At 69.5% G+C, this 17912-nt stretch carries 17 protein-coding genes and 1 pseudogene; 11 read left to right on the top strand and 7 right to left on the bottom strand.

Annotated elements, in window-relative coordinates:
- On the top strand, window positions 1-1346 hold a 1346-nt coding region (locus ACWDRB_RS48730), incomplete at its 5' end, for a thioesterase domain-containing protein (protein WP_449906215.1).
- Window positions 1347-1380: 34 nt separating this feature from the next.
- Here ACWDRB_RS48730 and ACWDRB_RS48725 read toward each other — a convergent pair.
- Window positions 1381-2286 carry a TetR/AcrR family transcriptional regulator gene (locus tag ACWDRB_RS48725; RefSeq protein ID WP_449906212.1) on the bottom strand — a complete coding sequence of 302 codons (906 nt, stop codon included), beginning with the start codon at window positions 2284-2286 and terminating at the stop codon, window positions 1381-1383.
- 289 nt (window positions 2287-2575) lie between these two features.
- Here ACWDRB_RS48725 and ACWDRB_RS48720 point away from each other — a divergent pair, with 289 nt between their 5' ends.
- Both ACWDRB_RS48720 and ACWDRB_RS48715 read left to right on the top strand, forming a co-directional pair.
- Window positions 2576-4096, top strand: a complete 1521-nt coding sequence (locus ACWDRB_RS48720) for an MFS transporter (protein WP_449906209.1) — start codon at window positions 2576-2578, stop codon at window positions 4094-4096.
- Window positions 4097-4323: 227 nt separating this feature from the next.
- Window positions 4324-5163 (top strand): class I SAM-dependent methyltransferase, encoded by an 840-nt coding sequence (locus ACWDRB_RS48715; RefSeq protein ID WP_449906206.1) that lies wholly within the window; start codon window positions 4324-4326, stop codon window positions 5161-5163.
- 9 nt (window positions 5164-5172) lie between these two features.
- Here ACWDRB_RS48715 and ACWDRB_RS48710 read toward each other — a convergent pair whose 3' ends face one another.
- On the bottom strand, window positions 5173-7512 hold the full coding sequence (locus ACWDRB_RS48710) for a LuxR C-terminal-related transcriptional regulator (RefSeq protein WP_449906218.1): 2340 nt from the start codon (window positions 7510-7512) through the stop codon (window positions 5173-5175).
- A 66-nt stretch (window positions 7513-7578) separates the two neighbouring features.
- Window positions 7579-7971: pseudogene (locus tag ACWDRB_RS48705) on the bottom strand (hypothetical protein); the annotation flags it as partial.
- A 1500-nt stretch (window positions 7972-9471) separates the two neighbouring features.
- On the opposite strand from ACWDRB_RS48705, the gene ACWDRB_RS48700 reads away from it, so the two are divergent.
- The 4 genes from ACWDRB_RS48700 (at window position 9472) to ACWDRB_RS48685 (ending at window position 12520) form a co-directional block, all read left to right on the top strand.
- On the top strand, window positions 9472-10980 hold the full coding sequence (locus ACWDRB_RS48700) for an AMP-binding protein (protein ID WP_449906204.1): 1509 nt from the start codon (window positions 9472-9474) through the stop codon (window positions 10978-10980).
- A 191-nt stretch (window positions 10981-11171) separates the two neighbouring features.
- On the top strand, window positions 11172-11336 hold the full coding sequence (locus ACWDRB_RS48695) for a hypothetical protein (protein WP_355212684.1): 165 nt from the start codon (window positions 11172-11174) through the stop codon (window positions 11334-11336).
- 141 nt (window positions 11337-11477) lie between these two features.
- On the top strand, window positions 11478-11909 hold the full coding sequence (locus tag ACWDRB_RS48690) for a hypothetical protein (RefSeq protein WP_449906200.1): 432 nt from the start codon (window positions 11478-11480) through the stop codon (window positions 11907-11909).
- Complete coding sequence (locus ACWDRB_RS48685) at window positions 11906-12520, top strand: TetR/AcrR family transcriptional regulator (RefSeq protein ID WP_449906197.1); 615 nt, start codon at window positions 11906-11908, stop codon at window positions 12518-12520. The genes ACWDRB_RS48690 and ACWDRB_RS48685 overlap by 4 nt, the downstream gene beginning before the upstream one ends.
- 30 nt (window positions 12521-12550) lie before the next feature.
- Here the strand turns inward: ACWDRB_RS48685 and ACWDRB_RS48680 are convergent, their stop codons facing one another.
- Together ACWDRB_RS48680 and ACWDRB_RS48675 are read right to left on the bottom strand one after the other, a co-directional pair.
- Complete coding sequence (locus ACWDRB_RS48680) at window positions 12551-12877, bottom strand: branched-chain amino acid transporter permease (protein WP_449906194.1); 327 nt, start codon at window positions 12875-12877, stop codon at window positions 12551-12553.
- Window positions 12870-13589: an AzlC family ABC transporter permease gene (locus ACWDRB_RS48675; RefSeq protein WP_449906191.1), complete on the bottom strand. Its 720-nt coding sequence runs from the start codon at window positions 13587-13589 to the stop codon at window positions 12870-12872. Before ACWDRB_RS48675 ends, ACWDRB_RS48680 begins: the two co-directional genes overlap by 8 nt.
- A 103-nt stretch (window positions 13590-13692) precedes the next feature.
- Here ACWDRB_RS48675 and ACWDRB_RS48670 point away from each other — a divergent pair, with 103 nt between their 5' ends.
- The gene (locus ACWDRB_RS48670) at window positions 13693-14133 is read left to right on the top strand and encodes an Lrp/AsnC family transcriptional regulator (RefSeq protein WP_449906188.1); all 441 of its coding nucleotides are present in this window, start codon (window positions 13693-13695) and stop codon (window positions 14131-14133) included.
- A gap of 3 nt (window positions 14134-14136) precedes the next feature.
- Here ACWDRB_RS48670 and ACWDRB_RS48665 read toward each other — a convergent pair whose 3' ends face one another.
- Entirely contained in the window at window positions 14137-14964 is an 828-nt protein-coding gene (locus ACWDRB_RS48665; protein ID WP_449906185.1) for an aldo/keto reductase, read from the bottom strand.
- A 77-nt stretch (window positions 14965-15041) separates the two neighbouring features.
- On the opposite strand from ACWDRB_RS48665, the gene ACWDRB_RS48660 reads away from it, so the two are divergent.
- Window positions 15042-15536 (top strand): MarR family winged helix-turn-helix transcriptional regulator, encoded by a 495-nt coding sequence (locus ACWDRB_RS48660; RefSeq protein ID WP_449906182.1) that lies wholly within the window; start codon window positions 15042-15044, stop codon window positions 15534-15536.
- Between the two features lies 1 nt (window position 15537).
- On the opposite strand, the gene ACWDRB_RS48655 is transcribed toward ACWDRB_RS48660, so the two are convergent.
- Window positions 15538-15945 carry a winged helix-turn-helix transcriptional regulator gene (locus tag ACWDRB_RS48655; RefSeq protein ID WP_449906179.1) on the bottom strand — a complete coding sequence of 136 codons (408 nt, stop codon included), beginning with the start codon at window positions 15943-15945 and terminating at the stop codon, window positions 15538-15540.
- Between the two features lie 106 nt (window positions 15946-16051).
- Between ACWDRB_RS48655 and ACWDRB_RS48650 the strand changes: the two genes are divergently transcribed.
- Together ACWDRB_RS48650 and ACWDRB_RS48645 are read left to right on the top strand one after the other, a co-directional pair.
- Complete coding sequence (locus tag ACWDRB_RS48650; RefSeq protein ID WP_449906176.1) at window positions 16052-17449, top strand: MFS transporter; 1398 nt, start codon at window positions 16052-16054, stop codon at window positions 17447-17449.
- The gene (locus ACWDRB_RS48645) at window positions 17446-17910 is read left to right on the top strand and encodes a pyridoxamine 5'-phosphate oxidase family protein (protein WP_449906173.1); all 465 of its coding nucleotides are present in this window, start codon (window positions 17446-17448) and stop codon (window positions 17908-17910) included. Before ACWDRB_RS48650 ends, ACWDRB_RS48645 begins: the two co-directional genes overlap by 4 nt.
- The last annotated feature ends 2 nt before the right edge of the window (window positions 17911-17912 follow it).

The following is a 17912-nucleotide window of genomic DNA, read 5'->3' as shown; positions in this document are numbered from 1 at the left end:
AACTCCTCGACACCGCCCTCACCACACCCCAACCCCACCTCCTCCCCCTCCCCATCAACACCCACACCCTCAGCAACCGCCACGACGGCGTCCCGCCCATCCTGCGCGGGCTCGTCCGGGCCCCCGCCCGCCGCACCGCCCACGCCGGGCAGACCGCGGCCGACGGGTCGGTGGTGCAGCGGCGGCTGGCCGGGCTGTCGCCGGCCGAGCAGGTCGAGGAGCTGACCCTGATGGTGCGCGAGTGCGCGGCGAAGGTGATCGGCTACAGCGAGCCGGAGGCGATCCGGGCGGAGCAGAACTTCCTCGAAGCGGGCTTCGACTCGCTGACCGCGATGGAGCTGCGCAACGTACTGAACAAGGCGACCGGCGTGCGGATGCCGGCGACGGCGGTCTTCGACTACGGCACCGCCGCGGCGCTGGCCCGGCACCTCGCGGAGGAGATCGCGATCGACAACGGCGCCGGCTGGGACTCCGGTCCGGCGGAGCCGGACGGGGGCGGATCGCTCAGCTCGCTGGTGCGCGCCGCGGCTCCCGCCGGGAAACTGCAGGAGGGGCTGGACCTGCTGGAGGCCGCGGCGCGGCTGCGGCCGGTGTTCCGGACGCTGGACGAGCTGGACCGCGCGTATCCGCCGCTGGCCCTGGCCTCGGGGCCGGCGCGGCCGAAGCTGTTCTGCTTCAGCACGCCGATGGCGCTGGGCGGCGCGGCCCAGTTCGCCCGGCTGGCCGTGCACTTCCAGGGAGTACGCGACCTGTACGCGCTCCAGGTGCCCGGATACGCCCCGGACGACAGCCTTCCGGACAACGCGGACGTCGTGGTGCGCATGTGGGCGGAATCCATCCGGGAGGCGGCCGGCGACGACCCGTTCGTGGTGATGGGTTACTGCGGCGGCGGCAACTTCGCGCACGCGGCCGTCTCGTATCTGGAGCGGAACGGGGTGCGCCCGGAGGGCCTCGTCCTGCTGGACACGTTCCTGCCGGACAGCGACGTCATCGACGAGCTCGGCGGTCAGATGCTGGAGGGGATGTTCGACCGGGCGGAGGTGTACGGGCCCTTCAGTGACACGAGGATGACGGCCATGGGGCGCTACTACCGGCTCTTCCGGGAGACGGTGGTGGAGGACATCGAAACCCCCGTGCTCTTCCTCAGACCGGACACCCCCCTGCCCTCCGGGCCCGACGGCGAGCGGTCCAGGGAAGGCAACTGGCGGGCTTCCTGGCACCTGAAGCACGACCTGTGCGAGGTCCGCGGCGACCACCTCACGATGCTGGAGGGCGAGGCGGGGTCCATCGCGAAGGCCGTCGAGGAATGGCTGAAGCCGTCCGGCGGGCGTTCGAACGGCGCGTGAGCGGCGAACCACGCACATGCCGAGGGGAGCGCCGTCAGTGATCCTCGGCCGAGGGCTGACCAGAGCGGGGCCACCGGTGAGGGGGAGCGGGCGACTCCCCCTCCAGGAACCGGGCGATGCCGTCCAGCAGGCGCTGGAGGCTGAACTCGAAGATCTCCTCCAGGTCCGTGAGGACCTCCGGGCTGTTGCGCAGCGCGGCCTGCCGCGGATAGCGGTCGGCGCCCAGTTCCTCGAGGATCGCGGGCACCTTCACCGATCGCCACTGGCTGAGCGAGATCCCGCCGCCGCGCCGTTCGGAGGCGATCTCGCTCACCCGCAGCAGGGCGAGCCCCTGTGCGATGCCGCTCACGCCCAGATAGATCCGATGGGTCATGACGGGGTCCAGGCCGAGGCCGTCGAACGCGCCCAGGCCGCGTTCGAAGCGGGCGAGCAGGCTGGGGACGAGCGGCGGCTGGACCGTCGCGATGACCTCGAGGACCCATGGGTACGTCGAGTACAGCGCCCACTCCCACCGCGCCGCGGCCTCCAGCTCGGCCCGCCAGCCTCGGAAGGCTTGGGGCTCGGTGTCTCCGCTTTCGCTGAACACCGCCTCGACCATGAGGTCGATCAGCGCGTCCTTCCCGTCGATGTAGTTGTACAGCGACATCACCTTGACGCCGAGCACGTTCGCGACGTGCCGCATCGACATGCTCTCCAGGCCCTCGGCGTTGGCGATCCGGATGGCGGTCCACACGATCCGCTCGCGGGACAGGCCGGCGTCGGTCCGCTGGGAATCGACGCGCCCGCCGGTGACGGGCCGCGCGGGACGGGGCGGCGAAGGCCGCTCGTCCTTCTTCTCCCGCCAGGCTCCCTGGCCGGTCCGCGCGTCGAGGCGGGCCCGGTAGGCGCGGGCCTGGCACGAGCGCGAGCAGTAGCGGGGCTTGCGCCCGCGGGGAGGCACCGTGAGCTCTTTCCCGCACTGGACACACGTCAGCATGGTCGCCTGATTTCATCACGATCTTCCATTGTGATGAAATTATATCACGCGCCTGATGTGACGAAAAAAGAGGTGGCGTGGTTGTGACGAAAATATCCTTCAAGAATGTGCGCCAGTCAGGAGGTAATCGTGAACAGCCATGACATGGAGCACCAGCATGTCGTGGCAGTCAATGTTTACTTGACAAGGCCCTTTGGCAAGCTGACATATGGTGTACTGTAAATGTTACGTACACAGTATGAGAGGGGTGGGAATGGATATCGCCGAAAGAGGCGCCAAAGCGGGGTGGCGGGAGTGGACCGGCCTGGCGATCCTCATGCTGCCCGTACTGCTCATCTCCATCACGGTGACGGTGCTGTTCTTCGCGCTCCCGTCACTGACCGCCGAGCTGGAACCGAGCGGCACACAGCAGCTGTGGATCGTCGACATCTACGCCTTCTTGCTGGCCGGGCTGCTCATTCCGATGGGCAATCTGGGTGACCGGATCGGCCGCCGGCGGCTGCTCCTGGTGGGCGCGGTGGTGTTCGGCCTCACGTCGGCCATCGCGGCGTACGCGCCCAGTGCCGAGCTGCTCATTGTGGCGCGTGGCCTGCAGGGGGCTGCGGCGGCGACGCTGATGCCGCCGACCCTCGCCCTCATCCGGGTGCTGTTCACCGACGGCCGCCAGCTCCACATGGCCATCGCCATCTGGGCCGCGATCTTCACCCTCGGCAGCGTGGCCGGGCCGATCGTCGGCGGGTGGCTGCTGGAGAGCTTCTGGTGGGGAGCGGTCTTCCTGATCAGCGTGCCGATCATGATCCTGTTACTCGCGCTCGGCCCGCTCCTGCCGGAATACCGCGACCCCAACCCCGGGAAGTTCGACATCCTCAGCGCGGTCCTCGTGCTGCTCGCCGCCCTGCCGATCGTCTACGCGGTGAAGATGGTCGCCGAGCAGAACTTCTCCGTGACGATGTGGATCAGCGCCGTGATCGGGCTGCTGTTCCTGACCCTGTTCCTGCAGAGGCAGCGCAAGCTGCCCGACCCCATGCTGGACCTGGCGCTCTTCCGCCGGCACGCGTTCGCCGTGTCCCTGATCACCGCCACCCTCGCGGTGTTCGCCCTCGTCGGGACGTTCTATTTCATCACGCAATACCTGATGTCGGTGCTCGGGATGCGGCCGATCGTGGCCGGGCTGATGACCGTGCCGACGGCCGTCAGCTCGGCGGCCGGTTCGGTGCTCGGGGCGGCGCTCACCAAATGGTTCCGGCCCGGCACCATCATGGGCTCCGGCATGGTCTTCGGGGCGATCGGCTTCCTGCTGATCTCCCAGCTGAGCACGGACGTCAACCTGCCGCTGCTGTTCAGCGGGCTGTTCCTGCTGGGCTGGGGGATCGGATCGGTGCAGGCACTGGCCTCCACCATGGTGGTCGCCACGGCGCCGCCCGAGAAGGCGGGATCCGCCTCGGGGCTGTTCGAGTCCTCCACCGAGTTCGGGCAGGCGCTCGGAGCCGCCATCCTCGGCAGCATCGGGGTGGCCGTCTACCGCAGCACCCTCGCCGCGCAGCTGCCGCCCGGCGTCCCGCCCGACGCCGCCGCGGTGGCGCACGAGACCCTCGGTGGCGCGCTGTCGGTCGCCGCCGAGCTCCCTCGGGCGGTGGGCGAGGCCCTGGCCTCCGTGGCCCGCGACGCCTATGTAGACGGAATGCAGATCGCCGCTTTCGCCGGCGCGGTCATCATGCTAGTAATGGGGATTCTCGCGTTCATCAAGTTGCGCGAGGCGCAAAATCCTTCGTGATGCGTCCGGGGCGCGGCGTAAATAGGTGGGGCCGATGTACGGAAGACCGGACCAGAAAAGGGGGGATAGCACCATTGAGTACATGAGAGAATCCGGGCACTCTTCGAGGTATAGGCAAGAGTCTTCGCGAGACGAACGCGATTGATCCTCGGTGCGTTCGCGTCGGCAGGCACCGGTCCGGTGCCGCGACCGCGGGCCACCCTTATTGTCGGAGGGAAGTCGGAGACATGTACGACCAGAGCAGTCATACCTTTTTGAATTTGACGGGCTATGGCGTGGCACATGCGGCCGACTACCCGACCGACGATTTCCGGGAGAACAGCCGGGACGACTATCGGACGACCGTCGAGCAGACCGCCGCGTTTCTCGCCGCCGAGGCGGGGATCGACGGTTCGAGCACGGTGCTCGAGGTGGGCGACGACTGCGAATGCCTGCTGGTCTACCTGGCCCAGTGGTTCGGCTGCCGAGGCGAGGGGATCTTCGAGAGCGAGGAGTACGTCAGGTTCGCCCAGGATCTGTGCACCAACCAGCGGCAACGGCTGGACGTCGGCTTCCGGCGGGCCTCGGTGCTGGGACTTCCGTACGAGCCCGGCAGTTTCAGCCACGTCGTCAGCCACGGCGCGCTGCACAAGGCGCCGGACATGCCGCGCAGCTATGCGGAGATCCGCCGCGTGCTGCGCAGCGGCGGCATCTTCGCCTTCAGTGATTTCTACCGGCCGCGGACGAGGATCAGCGAGCGCACCCGGACCGAGGTCTACGACAAGTTCGGGTGGAACGACGGCTACACGCTTCTCGAATACCATTCCGCGCTGGCGGAGGCCGGCTTCGAAATCAGTTCGGTGGTCAATGTGACCGGCTTCCTCAGGCGGACGTTCGAGGGAAACGCGGAGGCGGCCCGGGCGCGGGCCGAACAGATGGCCGACGCCGAGGCCCGGGACAAGATGCTCGCCTTCTCCGCGTCCTGCGAAGAAGTGCAGTCCGCCATCGACCGGGGGGAGGTCGGCTGGGCCATCGTCGTCGTCCGCAAACGGGACGTACCCGAATGGGAAATCCCGCTCGATGAATGAAACCGGCCGTCACCCGGGCACGGACGCCGAGCCGGGAAGGTGCCGGGAATTCTCCGCGACGAGCACGTTTCCGTTCGACGAGCCGAGCTCTTTCGACGAGAACAGACGCGGAAGGTCGTTCCGGCCATTCACCCCGAGTTTGCGATATATGCGCGTGAGGTGCTGCTCCACCGTACTGATGGTGATATGAGCTCTCGTCGCGATCTCCCGGTTCGTGTAGCCGAGCGCCGCCATCGAGGCGACCCGATATTCGGCGGGACTCAGGGCGTTCTGGTCGTTCCCGGCGGCCATCGCGCCGAATTCGCTGTCGAAGGCGTTCGCCACCGACCTGCGCAGGGGCTCGGCATGGCAACGCTGGCCGACCCGGTCCGCCTGCTGGCCGATGAGCCGGGCCTTGTCCGTCTCACCCAGGGCGGCCAGGGAGTGGCTGAGGCGTGCCAGCGCGTGCGCCAGCTCCATCTTGTGGCCGGAGTCCTGGAGCATGTCGACGGCCTTGCGCAGCAGCGGCGGCCGGCGTCCGACCTCCTCGGCCGAGGCCAGCACCATCAGCGCGAACCCCCGGATCCGGGGACTGTGGCCGTGCGGCGTGGCGTGGTGCAGCTCGAGGAACTTCCGGGCGCGGGCGTTGTTCTTCAGCACGACCGAGACCCCGGCCGCCCCGAGGCGCCACGGGACGAGCAGCGGCGTGTCGACCTCCCAGGACCGCATCAGCGTGCCGCACTTCAGGAAGTCGCTGAGGCCCGCGTGCGCCTGGCCGACCGACGTTCTGTAGTGGCCCCGCGCGAAGAGGTAGTGCAGCCCGTACCGGGTCTGGTAAACGGTTTCAGGCAGGGGATGACGGAGGTACTGTTCGGCCTTCTGATACTCGCCCATCTCGGTGTGGGCCTCGATGAGGCTGGCCAGCGGGAGCGCCGCGAGCACGCCCAGGCTCCTGGGGGGCAGGGTGCGCAGGGAGAGCTCGCCCCATTCGACGGCCTCCAGCATCTCTCCCTTGTGCTCGGCGATGTGCGCGCGGAAGGCCGCGAGCACGCTCAGCCACGTGGGCGAGTTGCGCCGCTCCGCCACCGCGTACAGGTTCTCGACGAGGGAGGCCGCCTCGTGGGTGCGGTCCGAATAGACGAAGCAGAACAGGGCCGCCTCGACCAGCTCGATGTTGCAGCCTTCGAGCTGGACGGAGTGCAGGACCTTCTCCGCCGTCCGCAGGGCCGCCTCGGTCTCGCCGTCGCGCAGGTTGGCGGCGAGCGCGGAGATCGTCCGCGCGTACGAATGGGCCGGGTGCCGTTCGCTGCCCTCGCGTAAGGGGGAGGGCTTGTGCGTCCCCCGCAACCGGTGCAGGACCGGGGGGTGGGTGCCGGCCAGCCAGTGGTCGGCCGCGAGGCGCCACGCGTGGGCTCCGCCCGCCTCCTGGCCATCGCCCTGCTCGGCCTGCTCCAGCAGCGCGAACATCTCCTCGGCCTCGTCGTACTGGCCGTGCCAGAGCATGCACGTGAGCAGCCAGTGCACGTCCCTGGCAGGCAGCCGGCCGTCCCGCGCGGCCTGCACGAGCATGGGGAGGTACATGGTGGCGGTGGAGGGGTTGATCCGCCAGGTGGCCTTGGCCAGCGCCAGGGTGACCTGGATCCGTTCGTCGGTCCCGGAGCACAGGTCCGCCGCGTACCGGAGATACCGCACGGCGAGCTCGTACTCGTCGGTGGCCAGCGCCTGGTCGGCGGCCTCCCGCAGCACGTCCAGGGCCCAGGGCTCGTGCTTGGCGCCGGCGGCGACGAGGTGGTCGGCGATCACGGTGGGCTGTACGCCGGTCGCGTGCAGCAACTGGGCGGCGCGTGCGTAAAGCTCTTTGAGGAGGTCCGGTTCCATGGAGTCCAGGACGGCCTCCCTGGCGGCGGGGTGGCGGAAGCCGTCCATGCCCAGCAGGCCGATCTCCGCCAGCCATTCCAGGGTGCGGACCACGGCCGGCTGCTTGATGTGCAGCATCTCGGCCAGCAGCGGGGGAGAGGCCGACGCGTCCAGCACCGCGGCGGCGCGCAGGACCCGTAGGGGGGTGCTGCCGATGCGGTTCAGCAGCGTACGGACGGATCCGGAGAAGCCGTCGTCGATCACCAGGCCGGTCCCGTCGCCGCCCGCGTTCTGCCGGTCCTCGATCAGCGAGCGCACCAGGAGGGCGTTTCCGCCGCTGACCTCGTGGATCGCCTCCGCCAGCGGATCGTCCGGCTCGGTCCCGAGGCGGACCTGCGCGATCCGGGAGATGGTGCCCGACGAGTACGGCGCCACCTTGATGCGGCGGCACTGCGGATGGTGCATGAGATCGCTCTGAATCCTGAGCGGCACCCCGTCCGGTCCTTCGTTCACCGTGAAGACCATGAAGACGTTCGCGGAATGGAGCCGGTTTATGAAATGCAGGAGAATGTCCAGCGAAACCGAATCCGCGTATTGCACGTCCTCGATGGTTATCAATACCGCGCCACGCCGCGCGTGGTTGGTGATGATCTCCCACAGGCCGTGCGTGACGCCGATCCAATTGAGGTCTTCCGGCCGGATCCCGCGCGGTCCGGCGTTGAATACGGCCTCCTGCAGAAGTTTCAACGCGGGGGGCATCTCGCCCAGTGCGGCACTCAGGCTCTGCGAAACCTGATGGATGACGCCCAGTGAGATGTTCTGCTCGTTCCGTAGGCAGATGGCGCTCAGATGAGTGGCGCCCGACCGCACCGCCGAATCGGCGAAGGCGTGCAGCACCCGGCTCTTGTCGAACCCTGGAGGGCCGGTTATCATCGCAATTCTTCCCCAACCATGCTCACTCTCCGCGAGCATGGTATTGAGGAGGGTGATTTCTGATTCGCGTTCGGCGAACTGCATCGACTCTCCTTCACCTGTTTGGTCGTAGAGGAAGCTCGGTCAGGAAGCGGACCGGGAGCAGTCCAGGGATCTTCGATTGCCGACTTCGTCACGTTCGAGCCGAGGTTTTCGGCGTGGCGTGGAAGACGCCCGGCCCCTCTCGCCCGCGGGCGGTGAAGGTGTGGCCGGCCGCCCGGAGGCGGCACGGTGGCCGTGCTTCGGCGTGGCGGCGGGTGACGGCGGTCTGCCGAGCCACGACCGCAGATCCTCGCTTGAGCCGGCCCCGGACCGGGGCGGCTCGATGTTCGCGCAGCTCGAAGCCAGGGCGGAGCCTGTCAGGATCCGCCCGCCGGGTCCGGGTGACGGACGTCCGAGGCGCGACGTGGTGCCCGCGCTCGAGTCGCGGGATACGACCGGACCCCCGCCGGGGCGGGCACCGCCCGGCGTGCGGTCCGCCGCTTGCGGGAAGCGGACGGCGCGCACGACAAGGCCGCCACCGCCGGCGGCCGAGCCGGGGCGGTGGTCCGGTAGCTGGACGGCGTCCACCGGCGGGCGGTCGCCATGGGTGAGAACGGAAAGGATTCCCTGCCCCCTTTGAAGTCGATGACCCGCGGCCACGCTACGACCGGGTGGCAGAACGCCATCCGGCGGCGCGGCCGCCCGGCAGGGAAAACAGGGGCGGCGACGCGGGGACGGGTTTCCCGTGGTTCACCGCGATTTCACTGACAATCCGATAAAGATTGAGTGCGACAGCGCCTTTCGCGCTCTCGCCTGCGCCCGTGAATTCCTGTAACATGTGCGGCCACGTCTCCATCATGCGTATCAGCGGCTTGCGTAGCCGGTGTGCTGCGAAAACACACCGTCCGGCAGACCTTGCACCCCGACCGAATCGCAAACGGGCGCCAAACCGTCACGGTAATGTTGTACGCCGGTCCGAGTCAAGGAAAGACCGCCTTGACGGCACGGCACCGGACAGGCGTGGATCACTGTAGTCCGGAATGCCAATAGCCGTAAACCGAGGGCCGCAGGATTCTCCGCCGCAACGGTGCTCAACTGGGGCGATGAAGCCCATCTCTTTTCGGGCGGCCGTTTTCTGGAACGTACCAAATAGGACGGCGGTAATCCGCCGCAACCGCTCCTCTTGCGACGTTGTCGCATCTGGAATCTCCGGAAACCCTCGCAGGTGAACAGTCCTCCTGCCCCCGAGGTTGTGAACATTGCACAGAATTCCAAGATCATCTATGGCGTGAGTTGGCCGTCCCGGTCGCGGGCCGGGAGGGCCGGCGGGATCCGCCGCTGCTGGGGGCCTACGCGGCCCCAGGACCCCTAGATAGGGGTGGTATAGGGGGTCAGCTCGCCGGGGCCCGAGCGTAGCTTCGGAATCGGCCTGGCCGGCTTCCGGTTGCACGCGGATGCGTCCCGGCTGCCGGAGAATTCCTTTCCCCGGCTCGGGGCTGGAGGCACATATTGAACGGGTTGATTTCCACGGCGTATTCTCCGCGGCCGCGGCTCATCCACGAACTGCTGGACGAGGCGGCCGCCATGAATCCGGACGGGATCGCGGTGCGCGACGCCCGGGGCGGCTGGAGCTATCGGCGGGTCGTCGAGCTCAGCCGCGCTTTCGCTGCCTGGCTGGCGGCCACGGGCGTCGAACCCGGCGACCGGATCATCGTGCAGCTGCCCAACCTGCGCGAGACCGTCCCCATCCTCTACGGCGCGTCGCGGCACGGTGTCGTCTTCGTGCCCCTGAACCCCGGGATGAAGGCGTACCACCTGCGGTCCGTCATGGAGGACTCCGAGCCCAAGCTGGTCATCGGGGCCGGCGAGGCGCTGCGGGAGACCGCCGCCGTGCCCGTCCACGGGATCGACGAGCTCTGGCGGGAGGTGGAGGCGTTCGCCGGACGCCCCGTCCCGGGCGGGCCGGCCGAGGTCCGGCCGCAGGACGTCGCGGTCCTGATGTACACCTCCGGCAGCACGGCGGCGCCCAAGGCGGTGGTGGGCCCGCACGCGCAGGTGACGTTCGCGGCGTCGGCCATCAACGCCGTGCTCGGCTACCGTCCGGGGGACGTCGTCTTCTGCCGGTCGCCGATGTCCTTCGACTACGGCCTCTACCAGATCTTCCTGTCCGCACTCGGCCACGCGGAGCTGGTGCTGGCGGGTGAAGGGTCCGACCTGGCGCTGCTGAGCCAGCTGCAGGAGTGCGGCGCGACCGTCGTGCCGATGGTGCCCTCGCTGGGTGCCATGCTCACGACCCTGGGCAGGCGGGCCCCCGGCTCCGTGCCCACCGTGCGGATGTTCACCAGCACCGGCGCCGCGCTGCCGGCCTCGACCATCGAGGGCCTGCGCGAGTGCTTCCCCGGTGCCCGGGTGGTGCGGATGTACGGGGTCACCGAGTGCAAACGGGTCACCATCATGGAACCGGAGCTGGAGCGGGAACGCCCCGACTCGGTCGGCCGCCCCCTGCCCGGCACCCGCGTGCTGATCCTCGGCGACGACGGCACTCCGCTGCCCGCCGGTGAGACCGGGGAGATCGTGGTGGCCGGGCCCAACGTGATGGCGGGATACTGGCGCGCCCCCGAACTGACCGCCCGCGTCTACCGCCGCGACGCGGCCACCGGCGAGACCCGCCTGCACACCGGCGACTACGGTTTCCTCGACGAGGACGGCTACCTCTACTTCGAGGGCCGGCGCGACGACATGTTCAAGCGCAAGGGCACCCGGATGAGCACCATCGAGATCGAGGCCGCCGCGATGGACATCCCGGGCGTCCGGGCCGCCGCGGTGGTGCCTCCCGGCGAACGGCACGATCTCGCGATCATCGTCGAGGGCGACCTCGCCCCCCACGTCGTCCTGCGCGAGCTGGCGCACCGCCTGGAGGCCGCGAAGGTGCCCGCGATCTGCCGCGTCCTGCCCTTCTTCCCTCTCACCCTCAACGGCAAGAACGAGCGCAAGGACCTCGTACGGTTCCTCGAGGAGACGCCCTGAGGTGTCCTCGGGGGACTGGGGCGGGCTCGGGCCTGGGGAAGGCTTTGCCTCCTGCCGGGAGACGCCGCGGGCCGCTCCCGCTAGCGTGAGAAGTGCTTCATGCGCCGTACTGGCGCTTCCCGGGAGCCCCATGTCGACGCTCCGTCAGCCCGCATCAGCCGGGCGCTCATCACCTCACGGAGTGATCTCTGATGCTCGAACGCCTGCTCGTCGCCGCCACCCTGGTGGCGTCCGCGCTCATCGGTTCGGTCTCGCTCTCCGCCCCATCGACCGGTACGGCCGCCGCCGCCACGGTGGCGCAGGCCCCGGCCGCGATCCCGCCCGCCCCGGTCCCTCCGGATGACGACGACGGGTAGGAGGTCTGCCGCCGCACCGGCATCCGTCGCCCCGCGAGGCCGCTCCTCGCGGGGCGATCCCGTTCTCCGGCCCGAGGTTGTCCAGAGTTTGTGTACCACGTAAGCTTACGTGGTACACAAACTCCGACCCGGGAGGTCGCCGTGACCACGATCGCCATCGCACTCCCTCTCCTCTGGCTGGCCTGGCTGGCCCTGACCGAGTGGGTGCCGATGTTCCCGCTCAACGACCTGAAGCCCGGCAACCTGCGGCCACGGCTGCTCGCCGCGTCGATCAACTACCCGTTCCCGCTGCTCATCGCCGCCGGCATCGCCCTGCGCCGGCCATGGTCGCTGATCGCCGCGTCGGCGTTATGCGGGCTGATCCTGGCCGGGCACCTGGCCAATTGGTGGCTGCCGTACTTCGGGCTGAGCTCCGAAGCCCAGCGGCAGGTCTACGAGCGCGACTACGCCCGCACCCTCAAGATCCTGCCTGCGGACGGGCACGCGGTCGTCCCCGACGTCCAGCATATGATCGTCGGACTGCTCAGTATGGCCATGCTCGGCACCACGCTGGCTGTCACACTGGCCGCATGAGCACCAAGCCGCCATCACGTGGCCGGGGCGGGCGGCCGCCCCAGCTGACCACCGAGCAGATCGTCACCGCGGCCATCGCCCTCCTCGATGAGGAGGGACTGGACGCGGTGACCATGCGGGGCATCGGCGCCCGTCTCGGGGTGGCCGCGATGTCGCTGTACCGGCATGTGCCCAATCGCGACGCCATTCTGGCCGCGATCGTCAATCGCCTGTTCGCCACCGCGCTCGCCGGGTTCGAGCCCGGCCCGACGTGGACGGATGCGGTGACGCGGTTCGCCGTGGCGTACCGGCGCATGCTGCTCGACCACCCGCACGCCGTGCCGCTGCTGGCCACCTACCCGGTCGACGTCGAAAGCTCCCTGCCGCTGCTGGCGGGTGTGCTCGGCCGCTTCACCGCCGCCGGCATCGAGCAGGACGAGTCGCTGATCGTCATCCAGTCCGTCGGCGTCTACGTGCTCGGGCACGCCCTCGCCCAGGTGGGCACGCCGCCCGGCTCCGACGCCCCCGCTCCTCCGCCCGGGCCCGCCGCACTCGACTTCTACGAACGGTGGTTCACCACGGGGCTGGACGCCATCGTCACGGGCTTCGGGCAGCGGCTCCGTCCCCAGTAAGGACCTTGGGCGCGCTCAACGCCCTCTGATTCAGAAGGCGTTGACGAGGACGACGTAGGCCGCGGTGCCGATCCCGACGCTCAGGATCGTCCGGCGGCCGAACGCGAGATGGACGCCTGCCGTGACGGCGACCGCGAGCAGCGCGTACAGCGTCGCGCGCGGCTCGGCGGCGATGGTGCCGTGCAGGGCGGTCACGGCGAGGATGGCGAGGATGCCGACCGGCATCCACACCGAGAGTTGCCGCACGATCGCCGAGCCGCGCAGCGTGCGCAGCACCGCGAAGGGGACGGCGCGCAGCGCGAGGGTGATGGCGAAGACGATCGCGAGGACGGCGGCGAGGTAGGCGGTGCTAGGCATCGGCGGCCTCCGGGGCGGATCGGCGGGCGGTGAGCGCGTGCCGGACCAGCAGCAGCGCCACGAACAGCAGCAACGCGGTGAACATGGCGACCCCCGGGGTGAGGACGAGCGCGACGGCCACGCTCGCCCCCGCCAGCAGCACCGAGGGGATCTCCCGGCGGGAGCGGAACGCGTCCAGGGTGAGCACGGTGAACAGGGCGCACAGGGCGAACTCCAGGCCCTTGATCGGCGCGGGCAGAGCCGCGCCGACGGCCACGCCGACCAGGCCGCCGCCGACCCAGTAGGTCTGGCAGGCGAGCTGCATCGCCAGCAGCCGGGGCGCCGAGCGCTCCGCCGCGGGCAGCGAGGCGTTGACGGCGTAGGCCTCGTCGATCATCGCGTAGACGGCGTACGCCTTGGCCAGCCGGTTCCTGACCAGGTGGAGCGGGAAGGAGAAGGCGTAGAAGACGTGCCGGAAGTTGACCACCAGGACGGTGAGCGCGACGGCGGCGAGCGGCGTGACGCTCGCCATCATGCCCACCAGCAGCAGTTCGAGCGATCCGGCGAACGCGGCCAACGACAGGGCGGGGGCCAGCCACCAGGAAAGGCCGGCCTGGATGACCAGCAGGCCGAGGGCGATCCCCAGCGGGAAGATCCCCAGCCCCGCGGAGAAGGAGTCGCGTACCCCCGCGATGATCTGCTCCTTCCGGGTGGTCGGGGGTGGAGCGGTCATCTGGGGCGAAACTACATCTTGCACCCCTCCATGGTCTCGCAGAACGCGCGACATGTGGTTGCGAATATTGCGCCCGAATGCCCTGACGATGCAATCTTCTCTCATGGATGTGACCGACCGGGCAATCATTGCCGAGCTGGAACGGGACGGGCGGCTGACGAACGTGGAGCTGGCCCAGCGGGTCGGGCTCACCCCCGGCCCGTGCCTGCGGCGCGTCCAGCGACTGGAGGCCGAGGGCGTCATCCGCGGTTACCGGGCGGTCATCGATCCCACCGCCGTGGGCCGGTCGTTCGAGGTCCTGCTCGACCTCACCCTCGACGCCCAGGACGCGGAGACCGTCGAGCGCTTCGAGCAGACCCTGGCGCGGGCCCCGGAGGTCATCGAGCTGCGGCGGCTGTTCGGCAGCCCCGACTACTTCGTCCGCGTGGCCGTCGCCGACCTGGCCGCCTACGAGACCTTCCTCAGCACGTACGTCATGACCATCCCGCGGATCAGGAACGTCACCTCGCACTTCACGATGAAGAACGTCAAACCGGCCCCCTAGGCCCTATGACGCCTGGTCCAGCCGGGCGAACTGCTCGTCGGTCAGCGTGAGACCCGCCGCCGCGACGTTCTCCTCCAGATGTGCCACGGAGGTCGTGCCGGGGATGGGGAACATGGCCGGCGAGCGGCGCAGCAGCCAGGCCAGGGCGGTCTGGGCCGGGGTCGCCCCGATCTCGGTCGCCACGGTGGCCACGGGGCCGCCCGCCTTGGCGTGGTCGCCGACGGCGATCGGGAAGAACGGGACGAACGCGATCCCGTGCTCGCCGGCGTAGTCCACGACCTTCTCGTGGGTGCGGTCGGTGAGGTTGTAGAGGTTCTGGACGGCGGCGACGGGGGCGATCCCGCGCGCCTCCTCCAGCTGGTCCACCGTCACCTCCGACAGGCCGATGTGGCGGATCTTGCCCTCCTCCCGCAGTTGCGCCAGGGCGCCGACCTGGTCGGCGAGCGGGACCTGGGGGTCGACGCGGTGCAGGTAGTACAGGTCGATCACGTCGCGGCGCAGGCGGCGCAGGCTCAGCTCGGCCTGCTGGCGCAGGTACTCGGGGCGCCCCAGCGGGATCCACTCCTCGACGCTCGGCCGGGTCACGCCGCCCTTGGTGGCGATCACGACGTCGTCGGCGTAGGGGTGCAGGGCTTCGGCGATGAGCTCCTCGTTCGCGCCCAGCGCGTAGGCGTCGGAGGTGTCGATGTGCCGTACGCCGAGTTCGACCGCGCGGCGCAGGACGGCCAGGGGGCCCTGCCGGTCGGCGGGCGCCTCCCAGATCGTGCCGTCGGCCGACAGCCGCATGGCGCCGAAACCGATGCTGCCCACTTCCAAGTCGCCAATTTTCATGATTTCTCCCTAAGGTTGAGCGTTCAAGTGTGGACGCTACACCTCAAAGGTTGAGAGTTCAAGCTAGGATGGGCGGCATGGAAGCACGGTGGCTCGACGACGACGAACAGCAGACCTGGCGGGCATATCTGTGGACGACCCGGTTGCTCGGCGACGCCCTCGACCGGCAGCTGCAGCACGACGCCGGGATGCCGTACACGTACTACATGATCCTGGCGACGCTCTCGGAGGTCCCCGAGCGGCGCATGTCGATGACCGGCCTGGCCGCGCAGGTCTACTCCTCGCTCAGCCGCCTGTCCCACGCGGTGGCGCGGCTGGAGGAGCGCGGCTGGGTGCGGCGGTCACCGCACCCCGACAACCGGCGGGTGACCATGGCCGAGTTGACCGACGACGGCTTCGCCGCTCTCGCGCAGGCGGCGCCCGCGCACGTGGAGGAGGTGCGCAGGCGCCTGTTCGACCCGCTCACCGGCGAGCAGGTGGCCCAGCTGCACGGCATCCTGCGGGCGCTGTGGAAGGGGCTCGATCCCGAGCCGGGCGGGGCGTATCCCGGGGTCTTCGGCCCCGAGGCGTAAATCAGCGCGCTGCGGGGGCTTGGAGCAGGCGCTCCTCCTCGGCGGTCCGGTCGTCGTACGCGGTGCGGGCGTCGGAGATCTCCCGCTGGTGCTCCTCGGTCCAGACGACCAGCGACTTGATCACCTCGTGCAGCGAGATGCCGAGCGCGGTCAGCTCGTACTCCACCCGCGGCGGCACCACCGGATAGACGGTTCGGGTCACGAGCCCGTCGCGCTCCAGCTGGCGCAGCGTCACGGTGAGCATGCGCTGGCTGACCCCGTCGATGGCGCGGCGCAGCTCGGAGAAGCGCATCGTACGGCGGTCGAGCAGGGCGATGACCAGCAGCGACCACTTGTCCGCGACGCGGTCGAGGATCTTCCGCACGTCGCAGTCGGCCCGGGTGTCCCACTGGACGACCTGGTCGTCCATGGTTCCCGTGCAGTAACCGAGTGCCTTTGAAGTGCCGTCTTCCATTGCTTCCCCATGGTCACGCAAGATTCCTTTGTTACGAAAAAGAACCATAGGAGTCGTCCCTGTGTCCACAACCACGCACTCTTCTTCGCCGTCGTTGCGCATGACCCCCAAGGCCTGGGGGATGCTGTTCGTCCTGTGCGGCGCGATCTTCCTCGAGGGGATCAACGTCGCGATGCTCAACGTGGCCCTGCCCGCCATCCGGGCCGACCTCGGCCTGTCCACGGGTGAGCTGCAGTGGGTGATCAGCGCCTACGTCCTGGGCTACGGCGGGTTCATGCTGGTCGGCGGTCGGGCGGCCGACCTGTTCGGCCGCCGCCGGATGTTCCTGGCCTGGCTGGCGGTCTTCCTCGTCGTCTCCGCCCTGGGCGGGCTGGCCAGTGAGGGCTGGATGCTCATCGCCGCCCGTTTCGTGGCGGGCGTCGCCGCCGCGGTCATGACCCCCGCCGGGTTGTCCATCATCACCACGAGTTTCGAGGAGGGGCCGCGGCGCAACCAGGCGCTCCTGGTGTACTCGGGCACCGCCGCCGGCGGTTTCTCCCTCGGGCTGGTGCTCGGCGGCCTGCTCGCCGCCGTGGACTGGCGCTGGGTGCTGTTCGCGCCGGCGGTGCTTGCCCTGATCATCCTGGTCCTGGCGGTGCCGCTGATCCCGGCCAGTCCCATGGAACGTTCCCAGGAACGCAGGCTGGACGTGGCGGGCGCGGTGACCATCACCGCCGCCATCATGCTGCTGGTGCTCGGCGTCGAGCGCGCCGCCCACGTGGGCGCCGGGTGGACCGCCGGCGCGCTGGTCACCGGGCTGGCCCTGGTCGCGCTCTTCCTCGTGATCGAACGCCGCTCCGCCGCGCCGCTGGTGCGCCTGGGCATCTTCCGCTCCGCGCCGCTCGTCCGCGCCAACCTCGCGGGGCTGCTGTTCTCCGGGGCCTTCTTCGGCTTCCAGTTCATCGCGGTCCTGTATCTCCAGGAGGTGCGCGGCTGGACCTCGCTGCAGACCAGCCTGGCCATGCTCGCGGTCGGCGCGGACGCCGTCCTCGCGCCGACCCTGACCCCGCGGCTGGTCAACCGGTTCGGCAACGCGAGGGTCATCCTGGCCGGGCTGCTGTTCGCCCTGCTCTCGTACGTGTTGTTCCTGCCCATCGGCATGGACACCGTCTATCTCGCGATGTTCCCCACCATGATCATCCTGGGGGTGGCGTTCGCTCTCGCGTACGGTCCGCTCACCATCGTCGCCACCGACGGCGTGGACGAGAGCGAGCAGGGCCTGGCCGGCGGGCTGCTCTACACCTCCTTCCAGTTCGGCGCGGCGCTCGGGCTGGCGGCCAGCACCACGGTGATCGTGGCCGTGGCGGACGCGGGGGACCTGCTCGGCGCCTACCGCACCGCGCTCGCCGTGCCGATCGCCGCCGCGGCCCTGGCCGTCGTGGTCAGCGCTTTCGGCCTGCGGAAGGGAGCCGCGCGATGACGTCCTTCGCGGAGATCGAGGCCGAGTTCAACGCCACCGTCGGCGCCACCGTGTACGCCACCATGGTCACCGTGGACGCCCGCAACCGCCCGCGCACCCGGGTGCTCATCCCCATCTGGGAGAACGTGGACGGGCGGCCGCTGGGTTGGCTGGCCACCTACCGGACCCCGGTCAAGGCGGCCCACCTGGCCGGCAACCCGCACACCTCGTTCTCGTACTGGAAGCCCGGCAACAGCTCGGTCGCCGTCGACGCCGTGGCCGCGTGGGTGGACGACCCGGACGTGCGGCGGCGCGTGTGGGACCTCTACCGCGCCACCAGCCCCCGGGGCGCCGGGTACGACCTGGGCGCCTTCTGGCGCTCGCCGGCCGACCCCAAGCTGCACGTCCTGCGCCTCGACCCCTTCCGGGTCCAGGTCATCCGCGGCATGGACCTGCGCAGCCGCATCTGGACGGCCGGCTGAGC

This window comes from Nonomuraea sp. NPDC003707, from assembly GCF_053587055.1.
The sequence above is the reverse complement of the archived record's forward strand: the minus strand, read 5'-3'. Positions and strand labels throughout refer to the sequence as shown.

What these genes read in the sequence shown, in the direction of transcription:
- ACWDRB_RS48660 (WP_449906182.1), top strand. Translation starts at nt 15,042, where the DNA reads ATGGAAGCACGGTGGCTCGACGACGACGAACAGCAGACCTGGCGGGCA.
- ACWDRB_RS48665 (WP_449906185.1), bottom strand. Translation starts at nt 14,964, where the DNA reads ATGAAAATTGGCGACTTGGAAGTGGGCAGCATCGGTTTCGGCGCCATG.
- ACWDRB_RS48670 (WP_449906188.1), top strand. Translation starts at nt 13,693, where the DNA reads ATGGATGTGACCGACCGGGCAATCATTGCCGAGCTGGAACGGGACGGG.
- ACWDRB_RS48695 (WP_355212684.1), top strand. Translation starts at nt 11,172, where the DNA reads ATGCTCGAACGCCTGCTCGTCGCCGCCACCCTGGTGGCGTCCGCGCTC.
- ACWDRB_RS48645 (WP_449906173.1), top strand. Translation starts at nt 17,446, where the DNA reads ATGACGTCCTTCGCGGAGATCGAGGCCGAGTTCAACGCCACCGTCGGC.
- ACWDRB_RS48675 (WP_449906191.1), bottom strand. Translation starts at nt 13,589, where the DNA reads ATGACCGCTCCACCCCCGACCACCCGGAAGGAGCAGATCATCGCGGGG.
- ACWDRB_RS48685 (WP_449906197.1), top strand. Translation starts at nt 11,906, where the DNA reads ATGAGCACCAAGCCGCCATCACGTGGCCGGGGCGGGCGGCCGCCCCAG.
- ACWDRB_RS48715 (WP_449906206.1), top strand. Translation starts at nt 4,324, where the DNA reads ATGTACGACCAGAGCAGTCATACCTTTTTGAATTTGACGGGCTATGGC.
- ACWDRB_RS48720 (WP_449906209.1), top strand. Translation starts at nt 2,576, where the DNA reads ATGGATATCGCCGAAAGAGGCGCCAAAGCGGGGTGGCGGGAGTGGACC.
- ACWDRB_RS48655 (WP_449906179.1), bottom strand. Translation starts at nt 15,945, where the DNA reads ATGGACGACCAGGTCGTCCAGTGGGACACCCGGGCCGACTGCGACGTG.
- ACWDRB_RS48680 (WP_449906194.1), bottom strand. Translation starts at nt 12,877, where the DNA reads ATGCCTAGCACCGCCTACCTCGCCGCCGTCCTCGCGATCGTCTTCGCC.